At 69.9% G+C, this 19,746-nt stretch carries 12 protein-coding genes; 5 read left to right on the top strand and 7 right to left on the bottom strand.

Features of this window, described 5'->3' with window-relative positions; genetic code table 11:
• The first annotated feature begins 53 nt into the window (after positions 1 to 53).
• Positions 54 to 3,380 carry a choice-of-anchor I family protein gene (locus tag NYE40_RS22705; protein ID WP_339278998.1) on the top strand — a complete coding sequence of 1,109 codons (3,327 nt, stop codon included), beginning with the start codon at positions 54 to 56 and terminating at the stop codon, positions 3,378 to 3,380.
• 129 nt (positions 3,381 to 3,509) lie between these two features.
• On the opposite strand, the gene NYE40_RS22700 is transcribed toward NYE40_RS22705, so the two are convergent.
• The 3 genes from NYE40_RS22700 to NYE40_RS22690 all read right to left on the bottom strand — a co-directional run bounded on the left by NYE40_RS22700 (position 3,510) and on the right by NYE40_RS22690 (position 10,032).
• Positions 3,510 to 4,001, bottom strand: coding sequence for a GNAT family N-acetyltransferase (locus tag NYE40_RS22700; RefSeq protein WP_339278997.1), 492 nt, complete (start codon positions 3,999 to 4,001; stop codon positions 3,510 to 3,512).
• 31 nt (positions 4,002 to 4,032) lie between these two features.
• Entirely contained in the window at positions 4,033 to 4,803 is a 771-nt protein-coding gene (locus NYE40_RS22695) for a helix-turn-helix transcriptional regulator (protein ID WP_339280099.1), read from the bottom strand.
• Positions 4,804 to 4,941: 138 nt separating this feature from the next.
• The gene (locus tag NYE40_RS22690) at positions 4,942 to 10,032 is read right to left on the bottom strand and encodes a DEAD/DEAH box helicase (protein ID WP_339278996.1); all 5,091 of its coding nucleotides are present in this window, start codon (positions 10,030 to 10,032) and stop codon (positions 4,942 to 4,944) included.
• Positions 10,033 to 10,240: 208 nt separating this feature from the next.
• Between NYE40_RS22690 and NYE40_RS22685 the strand changes: the two genes are divergently transcribed.
• Positions 10,241 to 11,872, top strand: a complete 1,632-nt coding sequence (locus NYE40_RS22685; protein WP_339278995.1) for a stalk domain-containing protein — start codon at positions 10,241 to 10,243, stop codon at positions 11,870 to 11,872.
• Between the two features lie 101 nt (positions 11,873 to 11,973).
• On the opposite strand, the gene NYE40_RS22680 is transcribed toward NYE40_RS22685, so the two are convergent.
• Both NYE40_RS22680 and NYE40_RS22675 read right to left on the bottom strand, forming a co-directional pair.
• The gene (locus NYE40_RS22680; RefSeq protein ID WP_043111312.1) at positions 11,974 to 12,357 is read right to left on the bottom strand and encodes a hypothetical protein; all 384 of its coding nucleotides are present in this window, start codon (positions 12,355 to 12,357) and stop codon (positions 11,974 to 11,976) included.
• Positions 12,358 to 12,423: 66 nt separating this feature from the next.
• A complete protein-coding gene (locus NYE40_RS22675; protein WP_052333228.1) occupies positions 12,424 to 13,311 on the bottom strand; it encodes a helix-turn-helix domain-containing protein in 888 nt (295 codons plus the stop codon).
• A gap of 238 nt (positions 13,312 to 13,549) precedes the next feature.
• Between NYE40_RS22675 and NYE40_RS22670 the strand changes: the two genes are divergently transcribed.
• Together NYE40_RS22670 and NYE40_RS22665 are read left to right on the top strand one after the other, a co-directional pair.
• Positions 13,550 to 15,379, top strand: a complete 1,830-nt coding sequence (locus NYE40_RS22670) for an ABC transporter ATP-binding protein (protein WP_084137237.1) — start codon at positions 13,550 to 13,552, stop codon at positions 15,377 to 15,379.
• 260 nt (positions 15,380 to 15,639) lie between these two features.
• Positions 15,640 to 16,566: a winged helix-turn-helix domain-containing protein gene (locus tag NYE40_RS22665; RefSeq protein ID WP_052333229.1), complete on the top strand. Its 927-nt coding sequence runs from the start codon at positions 15,640 to 15,642 to the stop codon at positions 16,564 to 16,566.
• Between the two features lie 48 nt (positions 16,567 to 16,614).
• On the opposite strand, the gene NYE40_RS22660 is transcribed toward NYE40_RS22665, so the two are convergent.
• Positions 16,615 to 17,013, bottom strand: a complete 399-nt coding sequence (locus NYE40_RS22660; RefSeq protein WP_240479019.1) for an anthrone oxygenase family protein — start codon at positions 17,011 to 17,013, stop codon at positions 16,615 to 16,617.
• A gap of 166 nt (positions 17,014 to 17,179) precedes the next feature.
• On the opposite strand from NYE40_RS22660, the gene NYE40_RS22655 reads away from it, so the two are divergent.
• On the top strand, positions 17,180 to 18,241 hold the full coding sequence (locus tag NYE40_RS22655; protein WP_028598904.1) for an oxidoreductase: 1,062 nt from the start codon (positions 17,180 to 17,182) through the stop codon (positions 18,239 to 18,241).
• Between the two features lie 150 nt (positions 18,242 to 18,391).
• On the opposite strand, the gene NYE40_RS22650 is transcribed toward NYE40_RS22655, so the two are convergent.
• Entirely contained in the window at positions 18,392 to 19,699 is a 1,308-nt protein-coding gene (locus NYE40_RS22650; RefSeq protein WP_240479020.1) for an MFS transporter, read from the bottom strand.
• Between the last annotated feature and the right edge of the window lie 47 nt (positions 19,700 to 19,746).

The raw sequence follows: 19,746 nt of genomic DNA, 5'->3' as shown, positions 1-19,746 counted from the left end.
GTCTTGATAAGCTCGCTAGCAGGACAGACAAGCTGACGAGGGGGACGAACGAGATGGATCGAAAGAAGCGGAACTGGATGCGCGCGGCAGGACTGGGGCTGAGCCTGACGACAGCGGCGGCTGCCCTGATGCCGGCAGCGGGCCAGGCGACGGCCGCAGCGGCTGCGGAGGTGAAGGCGGCGGTCGCGGCGGATACTTCGACGGTGCCGCAGCAAGCTTACGCGGATGCGTTCGCCATGACCAAGATCGGCGAGTACCGCGTCGGCATGGCGAGCGAGGACGGCGGCGTGGCCGAGATCGTGAAGTACAACCGCGACAACGAACGGTTCTATGTCGTGAACGGCTCCGCCGTCCCGCCGAGCCTCGACATCGTCGAGCTGAAGGCCGGGGAAATGCAGCTTGAGCGCAAGGTCGACGCGAAGCTTCTGGCCGAGTCCGAGAGCGGCTTCGCCTTCGGCGATCTGACGAGCGTCGACGTCAACACGGCGGCGAAGCGCGTGTTCGTCGCCGTGCAGGCGGCCGGGGCGAACGACGCGGGCCGGGTGCTGGAGCTCGATTACGACGGAAAGCTCGTGCGCGCCTATCCGGCCGGCAAGCAGCCGGACATGGTGAAGTCGACGCCGGACAGCCGCTTCGTGCTGACCGCGGATGAAGGCGAGCCGCGCGGCGGCGCCGGCGCTCCCGATCCGGAGGGCAGCGTCACGATCATCGACCGGAGTACGGGCTTGTCCCGGCAGATCGGCTTCGGCGACGAGTCGATCCTCGATGGCGGGGTCCATCTTCGCGGCGCGGTCGACGGGAACGGCCAGATCGTCGGCAAGGGGCCCAAGTCCAAAGCCGTCACCGACCTGGAGCCGGAGTACATCGCGCTGTCGGCGGACGGGCGCACGGCTTATGTCACGCTGCAGGAGAACAACGCCGTCGCCGAGCTCGACATCGCGGCGGGACGATTCACGGCCGTGCGCGGCCTCGGCCTGAAGGATCTGAGCCTGCCCGCGAACGCGCTCGATCTCGACGGCAAGGACAAGCAGTACAAGCCGGTGACGGCCGACGCGTACGGCGTCTACATGCCGGACGGCATCGCTTCGTTCCAGGCAGGCGGACGCCTGTATCTGGCGACGGCCAATGAAGGAGACGCGACGGAATGGCCGGGCATGACGACCGCCTCCAAGGTGAAGTCGCTCAAGGACAAGCTGGCGCCGGGCTCGGCCGCGGCGGCGTTCTTCGGGGCGACGAAGGCGTACGACGACGTCGAGGCGATGAGCGACTGGGGCTCGGACGCCATCTATCTGTACGGCGGCCGCTCGTTCTCGATCTGGGACGCCGCGGACCTGAAGCAGGTGTACGACAGCGGCAGCGCGTTCGAAGCGATCACCGCGGAGCGGCTGCCGGACGTGTTCAACGCCTCCAACACGAACAAGAAGATCGACTCCCGCAGCACGAAAAAAGGACCGGAGCCCGAGGACGTCCGGGTCGGGCAGGTCGGCGAGCGGACGCTGGCGTTCACCGGCCTGGAACGCATCGGCGGCGTCATGGCCTATGACGTGACTTCGCCCGCGGCAGCGCGCTTCGTCAGCTATGTCAATACGCGGGACTTCGGCGAAAGCGGCGGCGAGAACGCGATGAACACCGATTCCGCGCCGGAGGGGCTCGAGTTCATCGCGGCGGCGGACAGCCCGACGGGACAGCCGCTGCTGCTGGTCGCCCATGAGGTCAGCGGCACGGTCGCCCTTCTGCAGCTGGAGACGACGCGCGTGGAGCTGGCCCGGCGGGAGCTGGCCTTGACGGCGGGAGAGGCTGCGGCGCAGCTGGAGGCCAAAGCCGTGCCCGGAGCGGGAGCCCCGACGGTCGCGGCGCTGACCTATTCGTCCACCCGGCCGGACATCGCCTCGGTCGACGCGGACGGCAAGGTGAAGCCGCTCCAGGCAGGCAGCGCCGTCATCCGCGTCGTGAGCTCCGACGGCTACGGCGTCGCCGAGCTGGACGTGACGGTGAAGGCGGCCGCCGAGCCGAGCGTCTCGCCGAGCCCGAGCCCGACGCCGAGCGCTTCGCCGAGCCCGACACCGGCGCCGACGCCGGTCGGAGGCGGAGGCGGCATCGTCGTGCCGACGCCGAGCCCGAGCGCCTCGCCGAGTCCGGCGCCATCGCCTGCGGCCGCGGCCGTTCAGGTGAGCGTGAGCGGCGGCGTCGCGCACGGCGTGCTGAAGCTGGCTGCCGGAGCGGATGGCTTCGCCGAAGCCGATGCAGCCGAGGCCGGGCAGGCGCTGGAGCAGCTGCAGGCCGCCGGAGCGGAACGGCGCGAGCTGGAGCTGCTTGCGGCAGCCGGCACGCCTTCCGCGGCCGGGCTGCGGCTGACGGCCGATGCGGCCGCGAAGCTGGCGGCGGCGGGCCTGGAGCGCGTGGTGCTGAGCGCGGCCGGACTGGCTTCCGCCGAGTGGAGCGGCGACGCGTTCGCTGCGGCGGTACGAGCTGCCGGAGGCGGCGCGCTGTCGCTGGAGGCGAAGCGCGCGGCGGGCGGAGCGGTCCGCGTATCGCTGGCTGCGGGCGGCAAGGAGCTGAGCGGCGAGGATGCCGCGGCGATGCGGCTGAGCCTTCCGTATGAGCCTGCTGCCGTAGAGGCTTCCCGGCCGGAAGCGATCGTGGCGCTCGATGCGGCGGGACAGCCGGTCGTCCGCAGCGTCTACCGGGACGGAAGGCTGATCCTGGCCGGCAGCGGCTCCGGCTCGTACCGGATCGGGTACGAAGCTGCGGCTTACCGCGATACCGCCGGCACCTTCATGGAAGCGCCGGCCGCGTTCCTGACGGCCCGCGGCATCGTGCAGGGCACGGCTGACGGCGTCTTCTCGCCGCAGCGGGCGCTGACCCGCGCCGATCTCGCGGTCATGCTGAGCCGCCTTGCGGGGGCGGGCGCGAGCTTCGGCATTGGCACCGACAGAGCAGCGGCGCCGGCGTTGGGCGGCGGCAATGGAAGCGCGGGAGCGGCTGCTTCAGCCGCCGGCAGCGGCTTCGCGGACGTGCCGGGAGGCGCTTATTATGCGCCGGCAGTCGCCTGGGCGGCGGCCGAAGGCATCGCGGGCGGAACCGGCGGCGGACGCTTCGAGCCGCTCGCGCCGGTGACGCGGGAGCAGCTGGCCGCGATGCTTGCGCGCTTCGCGGTCCGCGCCGGCTGGGCGCTGCCGTCCGGCAGCGCGGGCGCCTATGCGGATGCGGCCGCCATCTCGCCGTTCGCGCAGGAGGCGGTGAGCGCTTTGGCCGGGGCCGGCATCGTGAGCGGACGCCCGGGCGTGGACGGCCAGCCGCGCTTCGCGCCGCAAGCGTCCGCTACGCGGGGCGAAGCGGCGGCGATGCTCGCTTCGTTCGTGCAGGCTTCCGTCCGCTAGACGGCAGCCGGTCCATTCGGTCCGGACGCATGCTGCGTCTGGACCGAGCCTATACTCTGGGCAGCACAAAGACCTTTACTCGGCATCGATGCGAGTAAAGGTCTTTGTGCTGCGGCGCATGTCCCGGCTTCAGCGGATCGCCAAGCGCAGGATGAGCTGTTCGCCGAGCGGACCCATCCGGCGCCTTCCCGTATCCGTGAACCCGGTGCGCGCATAGAGCTGCCGAGCGGCATCGTTTTTGCCGTTGACGGCAAGCACGACTTCGTCCATCTCCGGGAATTCGGCGGACACCCATGCCGGCAGCAGCTGGAGGCCCCTTTTGGCGTAGCCGCGGTTCTGATAGGGATGGGAGATGGAGAAGGCGGTGAGCAAGAGCGATCGGGGATGGTCGGTATACTCGCGCGTGCGCTCCCCGGCGTGCAGAAGAAAAAAACCGACCGGCTCCTCGTCGGCGAGAATGACGACCGGATAGCGCGAAGGAACCTCCTCGAGCAAGCCCTCGGCCGGAAGGGCCGTGAACCGGGCCTGCTCTTCCGGAAGCTCGAAGGCGGTCAGCGCCCCGACATGGGCGGGAGCGAGGCGCCCGAGGCGGACGGAGGTTGCGGATGTCGGCTGTGTCATGGATGTCAGTCTCCTTGATCGTAAAATCCGGCTACCCTCGCATGCGCGAGAGGAACTGGTTCATGAGCAGCGGCAGCGAGATGAGGATCGGCGGATCGTCGGGGCGAGGCTCGTGCAGCAAGGCGTGCTGGAAAGGCGCGGGCAAGGACGGGCCGACCTCGATCGGCAGGCGGGCGCGGGTGCGCAGCGTCGTCTGCGGCAGCAGCATGTCCATCGCCCCCATCCCCCAGGAGAGCGTCGTCGCCATCAAATAATAGGTGCCCGGGCGGACGCCTGCGAAGCGGAAGGCCCCGGGACGGGGAAGCAGCGTCCCGTGGATCGGCATGCCCTCCGGAATCGGCTTGGCGAACAAGCCGACCAGGACGAACCCGTCGAAAGGCAGGACGGGCTCGATCACTCCGCTCACCTCCGACCAAGCCGGGGAGGACGGAGTCTGGACGGCCGGATCTTCCCAGCTGTCCAGCGCCTGCAGCTGGCGGGCCTGGTCGCCGACAACGGAGCGGGACTGGCGGAATTCCGACGGCGTCAGCCCGACCCGCTGGGTGAACCGCGTCGTGAACGTGCCGAGGCTCTGCTGGCCGACCTCGAGGCTGATGTCGCGGATGGTGTAGTCGGTCTTGAGCAGCAGATCCTTGGCCCGGCTGAGCCGCAGCGAGGAGACGTAGTAGAGCGGCGTCAGCCCGGTGCGCTCCTTGAACAGGCGGGCGAAGTGAGAAGGGCTGTACGAAATATGCTTGGCCAGACGTTCCAGAGGCATAGGGTCGAACAGATGGCCTTGGATGAAGTCGATGACTTGATCCATCTCATCTTGCGGCACGAGGCTCCTCCTTTGCCCGAAGCGCCGTCCTGCCCGCGCCGGGCTCTGCGATAAGAACATTCGTTCTTATTATAGCCCGTATGGATGAGATTGGCAAGAACGGATTGCCGGTCGGGCTCCTCTTCAGCGCCGGGCGTTCAGCTGGCTTTTCCACAGCACGAAGCGATGGCGGTCGCGCTCCGCTCCAAGCCCGCGCAGCGCGTCGGCCGCCGGCGTCTCGTCCACCGGACGCCCGTTCCACTGCTCGACGGCGATCTTGGCCAGCCCTTGGCGGGCGGCGATCGACGCGAGCGCCTGCTGGAGCGATGCGGCGGCCGGCGCCTCGTCCCGCGCCTCTCCCTTCGGGCCGAGGCTGCGGATGCGGCGGCCGTTGCTTTCGACCCAGAAGCGCCATTCGCCGTCCTCCAGCACGAGGAAGTTGCCGGGCTTGCGGGCGAAGCCGCCCTCGCCTTCGCCGGGCCAGTCGGCCAGCAGGCCGAACGGATTGGCCGGATCGGCCGCGCTCAGCACGGTCAGGCCGCCGTCCTCGCCGGGCAGCGGCTGCCGCAGCGAATCGGCGATCTCCCGCGTCGTGAACTGCATCGCGGGCACGCCTTCGATCAGCTGGCCGCGCACGAGCACGCCCCATTCCTCCAGCCGCTTCAGCACAGGCAGCAGCTCGTCCCAGGCGTAGGGAGACATCGCGGCCGCCAGGTCGCGCGACACGATGCCGTAGACGTCGAGCAGCCGGTCGATCCAGCGCAGCATCGGCGATCTCTCCTCGGAAGGAGATCCGTTCGCGAGAGCCGCGCCGTCCGCATGGAGCGGGCCTGAGGGAGCCGCAGGCGTCAATAGGGAAGCGCGCGAGCCGGATGCCGGATTCGCGCTTTCCGCGGCCGCGGACCGCTCCGAGCCGCTCTCCTCCGCCGGGCGCAGCGATCCGGTCCAGAACCAGCGGCCGAGCCCGGAGCCGCCCCAGGCGCCCCGGCCGGGACGGGAGCCGCGCGAGCGGGAGGCCGGCGCCGGGCCGCGCAGCGGGGCGAACTGGTCGTTCGACACCTGGCCTTGCCAGACGAGCTCGAGCAGCTCCGCCTGCACGTCGGACGGCTGCCGGCCCAGCTCGCGGGCGAGCGGGGCGAGGAACATCGCGCCGCCGCGCTTCAGGCGCTCCAGCAGCTGCGGACAGGCGGCGGGCGCGTCGTCCGACGGCAGCCAGGAAGCGATCAGGTCGCGGGATTCCGGGAGGAAGAAGGCGACCTTTCCTTCCTTTTCCCCCTCGCCCTTGCGTCCGAGCCACAGCACCTCGCCGGAGGCGCACAGCAGGTCGAGCTCCTCGGGCCGGTAGGCCGCGAGCCGCGAGGGCAGCAGGAACGACTCCCAGTACGACAGCGGGAAAAAGAAGCCCTGCAGCTGCTCCAGCACCCGCAGCAGGCCGTGCTCTCCTTGCAGCTGCGTGCCCTGGAGCGCATGCTGCCTGCCGGCGATGAGGCGGCACCAGCGGACGGCGTCCGCCGCCTCGCTGCGTCCGCGCGCCGCCTGCACGGACAGGCGGACGACGCGCGCGGCGGTCAGGGAGGACGTGTACAGGAGCTCGTCCTCCTCGGCGAAAGGCGCGAGCTGGATGCGGTCCGCCTCCAGCAGCCGCGAGATCAGGCTCCGCGCGCCGTCCTTGCCGAGCGCCGGATAGCGGGCGGCCAGCTCCTCCGGCGTGAAGGCGAGCCGGCCGGCGATCCAGCGCTCGACGACGAAGGATGCGGCGCCGTCTTCCTGCGGGAAGCGGCCGTACAGCTCGGCCTCGTCCGCGCAGACGAACCGCTCGGAGAGCCCGCCGCCCGGCTCGTAGACGGCGATCCGCCGCTGCTCCCGCAGCCCGCGCAGCCAGCCGGCTGCCGCTTCCGCAGCGGCTTCGGCGGCAGCCTCTTTCCCGCCGGTGCCGGGCCCCCTGCCGGTGCCGGCCGCGGGCAGCGCGGCTTCGCCGCCGACCGCCGTTCCGGCGGCCTCCGCCTCGGCCCGGGCGGCCGCCCGGACGGCGGCGAGCAGCTCCGGCTCGGCCAGGTCGCCCCGCTGCTTGAGCAGCCGGTAGAGCTCTTCCGCGCTGCCCGGCGCGGCGGCGGCGGGCGTTTCGAGGCGCCTGCGCTCCGCTTCGAGCACCTCCGGGTCGACCGCTCCGCGCAGCGCCTCCTGGCCGAACAGCTCGCCCGCGAGCTCGCGGCTCATCTGCAGCAGCTGCGCCTGGACGGCGCGGTCGAGGCCGTCGCCCTCGTAGATGCGCATGTTGACGTAGTCGGCGGCGAACTGCGAGGCGAGCGGGGAGGGCAGGTCCCGGTAATGGACGGCCATCGCGATCCGTCCTTCCTGCATCCGGCCGAGCAGCTCCTTCAGGCGCGGCTCGTCGAGATAGTCCCGCAGGCACTCGCGCATGGCCTCGCCGAGATAGGGGAAGCGGTCGGCATAAGGAAGAGCGGCCCGCAGCAGCTCCTCCCCGCGCAAGCGCAGCTGCCACATCGGCGTGCGGCCGAAGCTGCGCTTCAGCAGCAGCGACGTCTCGGCGATCCGCCGGAACGCCACGGAGAGCAGGGGCGAGCCGGGCAGCGCCTCGACGAGCAGCTCCCGCAGGTTGTCCGGCGTCACGGAACGGACCGCCTGCAGCCAGGACGGGTCCCACTCCGGCAGCACGAACTCGATCCCGTTGTCCTTGGCGTTGCCGTACAGGCGATGCGGCAGGGCCGTCTCGAACTTCCGCTCGATCGCCAGCTGCCAGGTGCGGTTCACCCTGCGGCCCCAGGCGTTGTGGATGACGATATGGGTCTGGCCGGCGATGTCCTTGTACACCTCCACGGCCAGGCGCGCGGCGGTCGGAACGACGCCCGTCGCACGCTGCGCGCGGACGAGGGAGACGAGGCTGCGCGCCGCCCGGTCGTCCAGGCGGTACGGCTCCTGCAGGTCGCGGATGACCGCTTCCTCCGCCGCGCTGAAGGGAGCGTCCGCTTCGTCGGCGGCCGGCGGCGCAAGCGCGGCCTCGCTGCCGGATGCGTGCGGCGGCAGGGAGAGGGGAGGCGCGGAGTCCGATCCTGCCGGCAACGCCGGATGCGCTTCGTCGGAAGCCGCATCGCCATGCGACGCATCGGCGGCTTCCAGCCGCTCCAGGAGCTCCGTCCACAGCTGCGCGACGCGCTCGCCGAGCCGGTAGGAGCGGGAGCCGGCCTCGTTGCGCCAGAACGGAACCTCGCTGAAGCGGTTGCCCGTTTCCTTGACATAGACGCGGTCCTTGCTGATGCCGGAGATCATCCAGGAGCTCGTGCCGAGCTGGAACACGTCGCCGACGCGGCTCTCCTGCACGAACTCCTCGTCGAGCTCTCCGACATGGGAGCGGCTGTCGGCGTGGTGCACGGGATAGGCTCCGCTCTGCGGAATCGTGCCGGCTCCCGTCACGGCGGCCATGCGGCTGCTCGGGCGCGGTCCGACGGCGTCCGCCTCGCGGTCCCACTCCAGCAGCGGACGGGCGAACGGGTACAGTCCGGCCAGCACCGCGAGCATGTCGAGCAGCCGCTGGCGCGGAAACGTCCGGTAGCTGTCGCTGCCGAGAATGAGCCGGTACATCCGCTCCACCGGAACCGTATCGAGGGAAGCGATCGCCACCGCCTGCTGCGACAGCACGTCCAGCGCCTCTCGCGGCACCTCGATCGGGTCGATGTCCCGCTCGGCGATCATGCGCCCGAGCACCGCGATCTCCGGCAGCGATCCGCGCTGCCGGGCCAGGATGACGCCGCGGCTCGCCTGGCCGACGCCGTGGCCCGCGCGTCCGATGCGCTGGATGCCGGCCGCCGCGGACAGAGGAGAGTCGAGCTGCACGACGAGGTCGACATGGCCGACGTCGATGCCGAGCTCCAGCGAGGAGGTGGCGACGATGCAGCGGAGCCTCCCTTCCTTGAGCAGCCGCTCCACCTCGAGCCGCCGCCCCCGGTCCATGCTGCCGTGATGGGCGCGGCACATCTCCTGGCCGGTGTAGTCGTTGAGGCGGAGGCACAGCCGCTCCGCCATGCGGCGGCTGTTGACGAACACGAGCACGGAGCGGCTGCCTTCCATCAGCTGCAGCAGCCGGTCCATGATCGGGAACCAGACGGAGTCGCGGCTGTTGCCGAGCCGGACGCGCCCGGGCATCGTGACGAGGACGTCCATCGTCTTGGCCATCGCGCTCTCGATGACGGCGACCGGGCGGGGGACGAAGCCGAGCGGATGGACAGGCGGCGGCTCGGCCTGCGCCTCGGTTCGGGCCGTCAGCGTCCGGGGAGGCGTATGGGCGGAGGATGAGGCGCGCGAAGCGGCGGCGCGCAAAGGAGCGCCGGCCGGAGCTTGCGCCGCGACGGCTTCGGGCGGCGCCCAGCCGCCGAGGAAGCGCGCGACGCGCTCCATCGGCTTCTGCGTCGCGGACAGGCCGATGCGCTGCAGCGGAGCGCCGCGCCAGGCTTCGAGCCGCTCGAGCGTCAGGGACAGGTGGGAGCCGCGCTTGTCCGCGGCCAGATCGTGAATTTCGTCGACGATGATCTGCTCGGCCGTCTGCAGCATGAGGCGTCCTTTTTCGGAGCCGAGCAGGATGAACAGCGATTCCGGCGTCGTCACCAGCACGTCGGGCGGACGGCGGAGCATCGCGGCGCGCTTCGAGGAGGGCGTGTCGCCCGTCCGGACGGCGCAAGTCATGCCGGGTACTTCTTGGTGCGACCCGCGTTCCATCCGCTCTGCGATCTGCGCGACGAACTCCGTCACGTGGTCGTAGATGTCGTTGTTGAGCGCCTTGAGCGGCGTCACATAAAGGACGCGCACCCCCGGCCGCCAGACGGGTGCCGAAGGGCCGGACGAGGATGCCGGAGCAGAGGCGGCTGCGAGAGCGGTCCGGGGGGAAGGGGCGGGTTCGGTCCCGGACGCGGATTCGGCTGCGGCAGCCGATCCCGATCCGGATGCATCCGGCGAAAAGGCGGCTTCCTTGGCCCGCAGCACGCGGTCCAGGCAGGGGAGCAGGGCCGCCAGCGTCTTGCCGGAGCCCGTCGGAGCCGCGAGCAGCGTGTGGGCGCCGCCGAGGATGGACGACCAGGCGCTGCGCTGCGCGTCGGTCGGCGTCCCGAACGAGTCGGCGAACCAATGGGCCAGCACGGGGTGGAACGGCTCCAGCGCCGGATCAAGACCATGCGGCCCGTCGTGCCCTTTATCCGGCCCGCCTTTATCTCCTCGAGCATTCATGCTTTCAAGCCTCCTCATTTGTCGGCAGCCTTTTTCCTTAGCATACACCATTGGCCCGGCCGCTGCCCGATCGGCCGCCAGGCGGCGGGGGCCCAGAAGTTTCCATCGCCCGCAACTCTATCAATCTTCCATTCGTCTAAAAGAACAGGTAAATCATTCCGGAACTCCGCTCGAACCGGCCGGAAACTCCGAAGGAGGAAGTCCTACCATGTCCGTATCCCCGTCCCGCCGTCTGACCGCCGCCGCGCTCGCCTCCGCCTTGCTGGCCGGAGCCGCCTTGTCCGGGCCGGCGGGAGCAAGCGCTTCGCCGATCGGCCCGGCCGCATCGCCTTCCGCCGCCGCCGGCGCCGCCTCGCCTTCCGCCGCCGCCGGCGCCGCCTCGGCGCAGGCGCCGAGCCTGTTCGCGTCAACGCCCGCAGCCGTTTCGACCGCGCCTTCCGCAGCCGCTTCGTCCGAACCCTCCGCTACGAAGCCGTTCCCGCTGCCGCTGGCGGCCGGGTCCGCTGCAGCCGCTTCGCCCGCGCCGAGGCTTTTCCCGCTCGGGTCCGGCGCCATGCCCCTCGGAGCCGCTGCCGCTCCGGCGCCGCTGGCGGCCAAGCTGTACGCTTCCGTGCCGCTGGCCGCGCCTGCGGCCGCCGTGCCGTACGCCTCCGCCGCCGCTTCGGCGACGATCCTGCTCGACGGCTTCCCGCTCGCTTTTCCCGCGGCGCCGCAGCTCGTGAAAGGCACGACGATGGTGCCGTTCCGCGCCATCGCCGAAGCCCTGAACGTGCCGGTCGTCTGGGACGCCAAGGCCAGGACCGTCACCGCCGTCAAGCCGCTGGCGGACGGCAGCCGGCGCTCCGTGCTGCTGCGCGTCGGCAGCAAGCAGGCGCAGCTGGACGGCCAGGCGGCCGCGCTCGCCCAGGCCCCGGTGCAGAGCGGCGGCAGCGTGCTCGTGCCGCTGAGCTTTTTCAGCAGCGCCTTCGGCGCTCAGGTGAGCTGGGACGGCGCGGCCAAGACCGTCCGCATCCTGTCGCCGGCCGAGCGCGTCTACGTCAAGGGCTATTATGCGATCAGCTCGTTCTCGCAGGTGAAGGTCCTCGACCGCTTCGACTCGGTCGCCTTCGGCTGGGGGCGGATCGGCGAGGACGGCAAGCTGACGCTCAGCGGCAAGGACTTCTACTGGCCGAGCGCGAGCGGCGCCACGACGCCCGAGAGCATCGTCGCGGACGCCTCCGCGGCGGGGGTCAATACGCAGTTCATGGTGTTCGGCGCCGACGGGCGAGGGGAGCTGACCAAGCTGCTGGGCGACCCGGCGCTGCGGACGGAGGCGATTCGGAGCATCGTGTCGACGGCTTCGATCGGCGGCTTCCGCAGCATCGCGCTCGACTTCGAGGGGCTCGGCCTGACCGGCGACAAGGCGGCGGCCAAGCAGTCGTTCACCCGCTTCGTCACCGACCTTCGGACCGCTTCGCAGGAGGCGGGGCTCGGCCTGTCGCTGGCGCTCCACCCGCTCAACGGGGCCTTCGGCGGGTATGACTACAAGGCGCTGGCCCGGCAGACGGACGAGATCGTCATCATGGCCTATGCGTACGAAGGGGAAAAAGGTCCGGAGCCGCTCGTCCGCGTGGACGAGGCGATCCGGCTGGCGCTGAAGGAGACCGACCGCAGCAAGCTGCTGCTCGGCATCTCGATGGGCAGCGAGACGGCCGCCTCGCTGCGCGGGCCGGCCGGGCTCGCCAAGCGCTACGGCCTCAAGGGCATCGCGCTCTGGCGCCTCGGCGCCGGACTCGTCGACGCCGGCTCGCTCCGGGCGCTCGAAGGCACCGTGCAGCTGCGCAAGCCGGTGGAAGGGTAGGCGCGCGGCAAGTCTGCTCGAGCGGCCCGTCCTTGCCCGGCTGCCCCGGGCGGCGCAAAAAAAAAGGCTTTCCCTCGGCGGGAAAGCCTTTTTCGCGCTTCTCAGCTCTTGTCCTCGACCAGCGCGAGATGGTGGCCTGCCGGCGTTTGGACGATGGCGAACCATCCGGTATCCGGGATGTCCGTTTTGGGCATCAGCACCCGGCCGCCGCCCCTTACGGCTTGCTCCAGCGTGGAGTCGAACCGGTCGGCCTTGAGGGAGAAGTTGGGCACGACGGACTTCCGGTACCCCTCCCGGACGGCGGCTTCCTCCAGCTTGCTCGCATCCATGAATCCGATCGAAAGGCCTTTGGCATCGGTGAGCGAGGTGTAGGTGTCGGACTCGAAAGCGACGTCCATAGGGAGCAGATCGGCGAGAAAGGCAAGGTCCTTCCTGCGGCTGTCGCCGTCGGCAAAGGAGAAATCAAGAATGGCTAGATGGGACATGGTCGTACCTCCTTGAAGGGAATGGGGATGAACCTAAAGAAACCGGGTATCCGGGACGGGGCGGACTCAGCGCCGAGACCGGGCGACCGGCACCAGGACCTCGGCCCGACGATGCCCTCCCGGTACCGGACCGCCGGGCGAGGGCAGGTAGCGTTCCAGCTCGGGACCGCCGGCATGCTCCCAGTCGGAAGAGGGAAACCAGCGTCCGAACGCGTCCTCCCAGACGCCGCGCACCGCCCTGCGCAGCTGCGGCGGAGATTCGGCCTCCACGGCGAAGACGGCATGCAGCCCCGGAGGAAACGCGCGTGAGACCAGCCCCGGCGGCGGCGCGTCCGGTCCTTGCGCCTCTATGCCATGCAGGCGCGTGAATGCGGACGAGCCGGCCTGAAGATCGGCGTAGACGACAAGCTCGGCCTGCCCGTCCGCCTGCTGCAGCAGAGCGGACAACGCCTCGGAAGCGCGCCGGCCGGCTGCCTTCTCCGTTTCCTCGAAGCTCTGCAGGCGCACGGCCTCTCCGATCCAGAGGAAGCCGGGCCGCTGCTCGATGCGCGGCTCGGGGCAAAGCCGGCTGCCGCTCCGTTCCGCCAAGCGATGCAGGTCAAGCGCCGGAAAGGGAGGCGCTTCGCGCCCTTGCCTGCGGAACTCCCGGGGAGCGAGGCCGTACCGGCGCTGGAACGCGCGGCAGAACGTCTCATGGGAGTTGAAGCCGGCGGCGAAGGCGATGTCCACGATTTTTGAGCCGCTCCGGACGAGAGCCTCCGCAGCCTGGCTCAGCCTGCGCTTGCGGACATAGTCCATGACGGTCTCCCCGGAAGCCTCCTGGAAGACGCGGTGAAAATGGTAGTCGGAAAATCCGGAATAGCGGGCCAGCCCGGACAAGGTCAGCGGCTCGTCCAGGCAGCGCTCGATATGATCCACGGTCCGCTGCAGGCGACTCCAGTAGGCTTCGGACATCGGCGGCACCTCCTTGCTTGAGCAGGATACGGCCTGCTAGACCAGCATAACGGCTTCCCGCATCCCTTTCTTGACGATTCTTGCGGGATTCCGAGTCATCGCCTTGCCCTCATCGTTCCAATCCCGGCGATGCATGATTCGAGCCGTGCTCCTGCGGATCCGTTCCCTTCCGCGCATTCGCGGGGCGGAGCAGGAGGATGGTAGAATGGACAGAGAACCAAAAGGAGGCCTCCCGTCCATGCAAGAAGCCGCATCATCGCCGCTTGACGGCTCATCCCGCCGCTCGAGCCGCTCATCGGAAGGCAGCGCGCCGCGGGCCGGCTGGCGCGACTTCATCCGGCTCATCGCCGAGACGAAGCCGCCGCGCGGGCTGTCCGCGGCCGCGCTGGCGCTCAGCCTGCTGGCTACGATCGCCGGGCTGGTCGTGCCGCTCGCCACCAAGCAGTTCATCGACGGCTTCAGCCTGAGCGAGCTGAAGGCCGGCCATATCGCGCTGCTGGCCGTCTTTTTCCTGCTGCAGGCCGCCGGCGGGGCGTACTCCAGCTACCTGCTCGCGCGCATCGGCCAGCATGTCGTCGCCCGCCTGCGGGAGCGGCTCTGGCGCAAGCTGATGGCGCTGCCCGTGCCGTACTACGACCGCCACCAGACCGGCGAGACGGTCAGCCGCATGACCAGCGACACGCTCGTCGTGCGCGGCCTCATCACCGACCATCTCGTCGGCTTCGTCACCGGGCTCATCTCGGCGGCGGGCGCGCTCGTCCTGCTGCTGCTGCTCGACTGGCGGATGACGCTCATCCTGCTCGTCGCGATCCCGCTGCTCGCCGGCATCATGGTGCCGCTCGGCATCCGCATGCACCGCATCGCCAAGGCGACGCAGGACGAGACGGCGGGCTTTTCCGGCCATCTCAACAACGTCGTCTCCGAGGTGCGGCTCGTCAAGGCGTCCGGCGCGGAGCAGCGGGAGCTGCGCGAAGGGCTCGCGGGCATCCGCCGCCTGCAGGCGCTCGGCGTGCGCGAAGGCGCGACCGGCGCGCTCGTCGGGCCTTCGATCTCGCTGACGATCATGACGATGCTCGTCGTCATCATCGGCTACGGCGGCGTGCGCGTCTCCTCGGGCGCGATTACGGCGGGCGACCTCGTCGCCTTCATCCTGTACCTGATGCAGATCATCCTGCCGCTCAGCCAGGTCGCCGTCTTCTTCACCCAGTTCAACAAGGCGATGGGAGCGACCGAGCGCATCAACGGGATGCTCGCCGAGCCGGAGGAGCGGTTCGGGCAAGGAGCGGAGCTCGGCCGGGCCGACCGGCCGATCGTCGCGGCTGGGCTCGGATTCGCCTATGCCGGGGGAGAGCCGATCCTGAAGGACATCGGCTTCACGCTGCAGCCGGGGCAAGTGACGGCGATCGTCGGGCCGAGCGGAGGCGGGAAAACGACGCTGTTCTCGCTGCTCGAGCGGTATTACGAGCCGACCGAAGGAACGCTGCGGCTCGGGGAGCAGCCGATCGGCTCGTACTCGCTGGCGAGCTGGCGCGCGCGCATCGGCTATGTCGCGCAGGAAAGCCCGCTGATGGCCGGCACGATCCGCGACAACATGACCTACGGCATCGAGCGCGACCCTTCGCTGGAGGAGCTGCGCGAGGCGGCGAGGCTCGCCTATGCGGACGAGTTCATCGACGCGCTGCCGGACGGCTACGATACGCAGGTGGGCGAGCGCGGCATCAAGCTGTCCGGCGGCCAGCGCCAGCGCATCGGCATCGCCCGGGCGCTGCTGCGCGCGCCGGACCTGCTGCTGCTCGACGAGGCGACGAGCGCGCTCGACAGCCAGTCCGAGATCGTCGTGCAGCAGGCGCTCGGCAACCTGATGGAGGGCCGGACGACGGTCGTCATCGCGCATCGCCTGTCGACGGTCGTGGACGCCGATCAGATTCTTTTCGTGGAGAAGGGCCGCATCACCGGGAGAGGCACGCATGAGGAGCTGCTCGCCTCGCATGCGCTGTACCGCGAGTTCGCCGAGCGGCAGCTTCGTACGGCAGCCGATGCGGGCGGCGGGCGGCAAGAGCAGGCTTAGGCGCGCGGGAACGGCCGCCGCCGGAGAGGGCGGATCGGCCCCGCAGCCGAAAGGGCTGAAGCCCGGTTGACCCTTTTTCAACAAGATTCTATACTTAGGGCATCGCCATCAGGCCAGGGAGGAAGGCCTGGGCACGGCCTATCGCCAGGAACCAGCTGAGGCGGCACGACCCGCCGAAGAAGACAGAGAGACCCGGACCCCCGGGAAGGATAGAGAGGACTCATCCTCCGAGCGTCGGAGGAGAGGGGAGGAGATTGGATATGCCGATGATTTTCAGCGAGGAGGACCTGCAGCGGATCGGCGAGCCGCATCTGCACGGGCCTGAAGCCGCCGGCTTGGCGGAGGCGGCCGGGGAAGCGCTCCGCGGCGGCGTGTCCGGCATGGCCGTGGAGGCTCCGTCCGCATGGCCGCGATCCGAATCGTCGCCCGCTGCCGGCGCGCTGGGCGAGCGCGAGCTTCATGAAGCGCCTGCCGAAGCGGGGCCGATCCTATGCGCCTCGACCCGCCGCATCGTGCTCATCAGCCCGTATCCGAATCTGCTGCATGAGCTGATCCGCGACCTGTCGGCCGCCTGCTACGACGTGCTCGTGTTCCACCGCGTGGACGATCTCGTCCTGCACAGCCTGCAGGCGGACCTGTACCTGCTCGACGCGGGGGCGGCCAACGTGCTCGGCTCGGACCCGGGCTTCCGCACGTTCATCGCCGACCCGGCCAAGCGCCGGCGGACGCTGGCGATCAAGCCGCAGCGGGGCCAGGCGGCCTACGGCGGCAAGGCCGCCCGCCAGGCGGCGGAGTCGTGGCAGCTCGCCGCCGCCGCTCCGCATGAGATGCTCGAGCGAGTCGGCCAGCACCTGCTGCGGGAGCTGTCCGCGGAAGCGGCGGACGAGGGCATGCCCGGCTTCAAGGACCTGGTCATCGACACGAAGCGCATGGCCGTCTTCCGCTCCGGCTCCCGGGTCGACCTGACCAAGACGGAATACGAGCTGCTGCTCCACTTCATCCAGGCCGAGGGCGCGGTGCTCACCCGCGACCATCTCATGGAGGAGATCTGGGGAGCGGCGTTCTTCGGCAACAGCAACGTCGTCGACGTGCATGTCAAAAGCTTGCGGCGCAAGCTCGGCGACAGCGCCGTCCGCCCGAGCTACATCGAGACCGTGCGCGGCGTCGGCTACCGGCTGGCGGACTAGCGTCCGGCCGCTCGCGCCAGGCATAAGGACGGCAAGCAAAAAGCGCCTCTATCTAAGGCGCTTTTTTTGCATGTCCGATTCGGGCCTGCCGGGCTGGACGGCGGCGAGAGCATCGTTGAGCGGCACATGGACGACTGCCGTCACCAGGAACGAGCCGATCAGATAGAACAGGGAGCCCGTAAGCGCGAGCGCCGTGCCCGGTTCGCCCCAGCGGAGCAGCGATTGGACGGCGAGGATGACGCTCAGCAAGGTTGTTCCCATGAACACGCCCAGGAAGAGCGGATTCAGCACATGGATGTTGATCGACTGCATGGACGCCATGCCTTGGTGGGACGGGAGCTTGGACAGAGCGGTCATGACGAAGGCCGAAAAGGCGAAGAATAGGCCGGCGATCAGCCCGGAGCCGAGCGCGGACAGGAAAACGAATGCGTTCATCAAGCGGATCAAAGCGGGTCCTCCTCGTTCGTCGAATGTCGTCATCGTTCCAGCCACCAATTCGGCGAAGGCGGATGCGATTCCTTCCGGCCCGAGGGATGGGACCGGTTTGCCGGCTCGCCGCCACGGGTAAGAAGGAGAACTACTGCCCTAGCGGGCAGGACGGAGGCGTTGGAAGATGGGAATTGCAACGGGATTGATCGGCTACGGGCTTTCCGGCGCGGTATTCCATGCGCCGCTGATCGCGGCGGAGGAGGGCCTGACGCTGACCGGCGTCGTCACCTCGCAGAAGGAGAAGGTGCTGGAGGACTACCCGGAGGCGCAGGTCCATGACGATGTCGAGTCGCTGCTCGCGAGCGGCGTCGAGCTGGTCGTCGTGGCCAGTCCGAATACGTTCCACTACGAGCATGCCCGCAGCGCGATCCTTGCCGGCAAGCATGTCGTCGTCGAGAAGCCTTTCACCAACACGTCGAAGGAAGCGGAGGAGCTGATCGCGCTTGCGCGCGAGAAAGGCGTGCTGCTGAGCGTGTTCCACAACCGCCGCTGGGACAATGACTTCCTCACCGTCCAGCAGGTGCTCGCCTCCGGCGGCATCGGGCGCGTCTCCGTCTACGAGGCGCATTACGACCGCCACGCGCCCGAGGTCGAGGTCGAGACGGCGTGGCGCGACCAGCGGCTGCCGGGCTCCGGCATCCTGTACGATCTCGGCTCGCATCTGATCGATCAGACGGTGCAGCTGCTCGGCATGCCGGAGAGCATCTGGGCCGATCTGCGGCTGGACCGGGAGGGAGCGGTGACGGTCGACTATTTCCACCTCGTGCTCGGCTATCCGCAGTCGCGGGCGATCCTGCGCGCCGGCACGCTCGTGCGCCAGGCCGGTCCGCGCTACATGGTGCACGGGGAGCAGGGCAGCTACATCAAGTACGGGCTCGATCCTCAGGAGGACCAGCTCAAAAGCGGCCGGCGTCCCGGTGACGAAGGCTGGGGCGCCGACAAGCCGGAGTGCTACGGCGAGCTCACGACGGCCGTCGGCGAGCTGACCGTGCGCACGAAGGTCGACACGCTGCACGGCCGCTACGAGGACTTCTACCGCGGCATCGCCGAGGCGATCCAAGGCGGCGCTCCGGCGCCGGTGCAGCCGGAGGACGCGCTCGGCGTCATCCGGCTGATCGAGGCGGCGCGCCGCAGCGCCAAGGAGAAGCGCGTCATCGAGCTGGCCGAGGACGCGGTCATGGCTTGACGGCGCGCGTGCCGCGGAGGCGAAGGTTCCGTGCGGCGCGGCTGAGCGAGCGCCCAGCGTGAGCGGAGCCTTTCGGCAAGAGGATTCGGCAAAAAGGCTGCCCCGAGGTCCGGCAACGGACCTCGGGGCAGCCTTTTTTTCAAGCCGATCTTACCTGGCCCCGGCGCCGCGGCGCGCGCGCTCGCGGGCGGCGAGCAGCCGGGCCCGCTGCGCGTCCGGCTGCCGCTGCGCCTGGCCGGCGCGCAGCAGCAGCGCGAGCGCGCCGGCCGCCGCGGCGGAGGCGGCCATGACGCCGAGGAGCAGCGGCACGGAGCTGCGCAGCAGCAGCGAGGCGACAGGCGGCCCGGCCGCCACGCCGACGAAGCGCATGCTGCTGTAGAGCGAGGTGATCGTGCCGCGCTCCGCTTTGGCGATGCCTTCGGTCAGGAAGGCGTCGAGGCAGGGCAGGGCGGCGCCGATGCCGAGGCCGGCGGCGCTCAGGCAGGCGACGCGCGCTGCCGTCGCCTGCAGCGGCAGGCAGGCGGCGATGCCCGCCGCAGCCAGGAAGCAGCCGCCGGCGATGGTCCATTTCATCGCCGGCTTGTGCTTGCCGATCGCCTTGCCGGCGGCGAACGAGGCCGTGCACAGCACGGCCAGGGGGATGGCCAGCACGAGCCCTTTGCGGATGCCGTGCAGGCCGTGTTCTTTTTCCAGCGTCTCCGACAGGTAGAACAGCAGGCCGAACAGGATGAACATGGCAAGGCCGCCGATCAGGAAGAGGGCGGTCAGCCAGCGCGCGCCCGAGCGGTACAGCCGCCATGCCTGGGCGAGGAATTCGCCGGCGGGCGGAGGCGGCTTCGACGAACGGGCGGGCACGCGCACGAGCGTGAGGAGAAGCAGCAGGGAGACGGCGCACAGCGCCGGAATCGACCAGAACGGCGCCTGCCAGGCGAGGATCGCCAGCGCGGAGCCGAGAATCGGGCTCAGCACCTTGCCGAACGTATTGGCCGTCTCGATCAGGCCGAGGCCGGCGCTCACCTGCGCCTCGCTGCGGAACATGTCGCCCACGAGCGGCAGCACGATCGGCATCGCGCCGGCCGCGCCCATGCCCTGCAGCAGCCGGCCGGCCAGGATCCAGCCGTAGGCGCCGTCGCCCGCGCCGGTCCAGGCGCCTTCCCAGCCGCCCGCCCAGCCGCAGATCGCGCCTCCCGCCCCCGCGAGGATGAGGCTCGGGACGATGACCTTGCGCCGGCCGACGCGGTCGGACAGATAGCCGGCGATCGGGATGAGCAGGATCGCCATGACGGAATAGACGGTGATGAGCAGGCTGGATTGCAGAGGCGTGATGCCGAGCGCGGCCTGGATGCCAGGCAGCACCGGGATGAGCATGGAGTTGCCGAGCGTCATGATGAGCGGCACGGAGGCGAGGGCCAGCAGCGCGGCCTTCTGCCCCCGCGCTCGGGATGACAGACGTTTCAAGCGAGCCACCGGCACCTTTCTCGTCCAAAAATGCTTGCCCGCGAGTC

The sequence above is a fragment of the Paenibacillus sp. FSL W8-1187 genome (genome assembly GCF_037965485.1).
GTDB lineage: Bacteria > Bacillota > Bacilli > Paenibacillales > Paenibacillaceae > Paenibacillus_O > Paenibacillus_O pasadenensis.
Note: the sequence above shows the minus strand (reverse complement) of the source record. Positions and strands in the feature narration are given on the sequence as shown.

Excerpts from the sequence above, each read along its gene's own strand:
- NYE40_RS22705 (WP_339278998.1), top strand. The coding sequence starts at position 54 with ATGGATCGAAAGAAGCGGAACTGGATGCGCGCGGCAGGACTGGGGCTG.
- NYE40_RS22690 (WP_339278996.1), bottom strand. The coding sequence starts at position 10,032 with ATGAATGCTCGAGGAGATAAAGGCGGGCCGGATAAAGGGCACGACGGG.
- NYE40_RS22665 (WP_052333229.1), top strand. The coding sequence starts at position 15,640 with ATGCCGATGATTTTCAGCGAGGAGGACCTGCAGCGGATCGGCGAGCCG.
- NYE40_RS22685 (WP_339278995.1), top strand. The coding sequence starts at position 10,241 with ATGTCCGTATCCCCGTCCCGCCGTCTGACCGCCGCCGCGCTCGCCTCC.
- NYE40_RS22700 (WP_339278997.1), bottom strand. The coding sequence starts at position 4,001 with ATGACACAGCCGACATCCGCAACCTCCGTCCGCCTCGGGCGCCTCGCT.
- NYE40_RS22670 (WP_084137237.1), top strand. The coding sequence starts at position 13,550 with ATGCAAGAAGCCGCATCATCGCCGCTTGACGGCTCATCCCGCCGCTCG.
- NYE40_RS22680 (WP_043111312.1), bottom strand. The coding sequence starts at position 12,357 with ATGTCCCATCTAGCCATTCTTGATTTCTCCTTTGCCGACGGCGACAGC.
- NYE40_RS22655 (WP_028598904.1), top strand. The coding sequence starts at position 17,180 with ATGGGAATTGCAACGGGATTGATCGGCTACGGGCTTTCCGGCGCGGTA.
- NYE40_RS22695 (WP_339280099.1), bottom strand. The coding sequence starts at position 4,803 with ATGGATCAAGTCATCGACTTCATCCAAGGCCATCTGTTCGACCCTATG.
- NYE40_RS22675 (WP_052333228.1), bottom strand. The coding sequence starts at position 13,311 with ATGTCCGAAGCCTACTGGAGTCGCCTGCAGCGGACCGTGGATCATATC.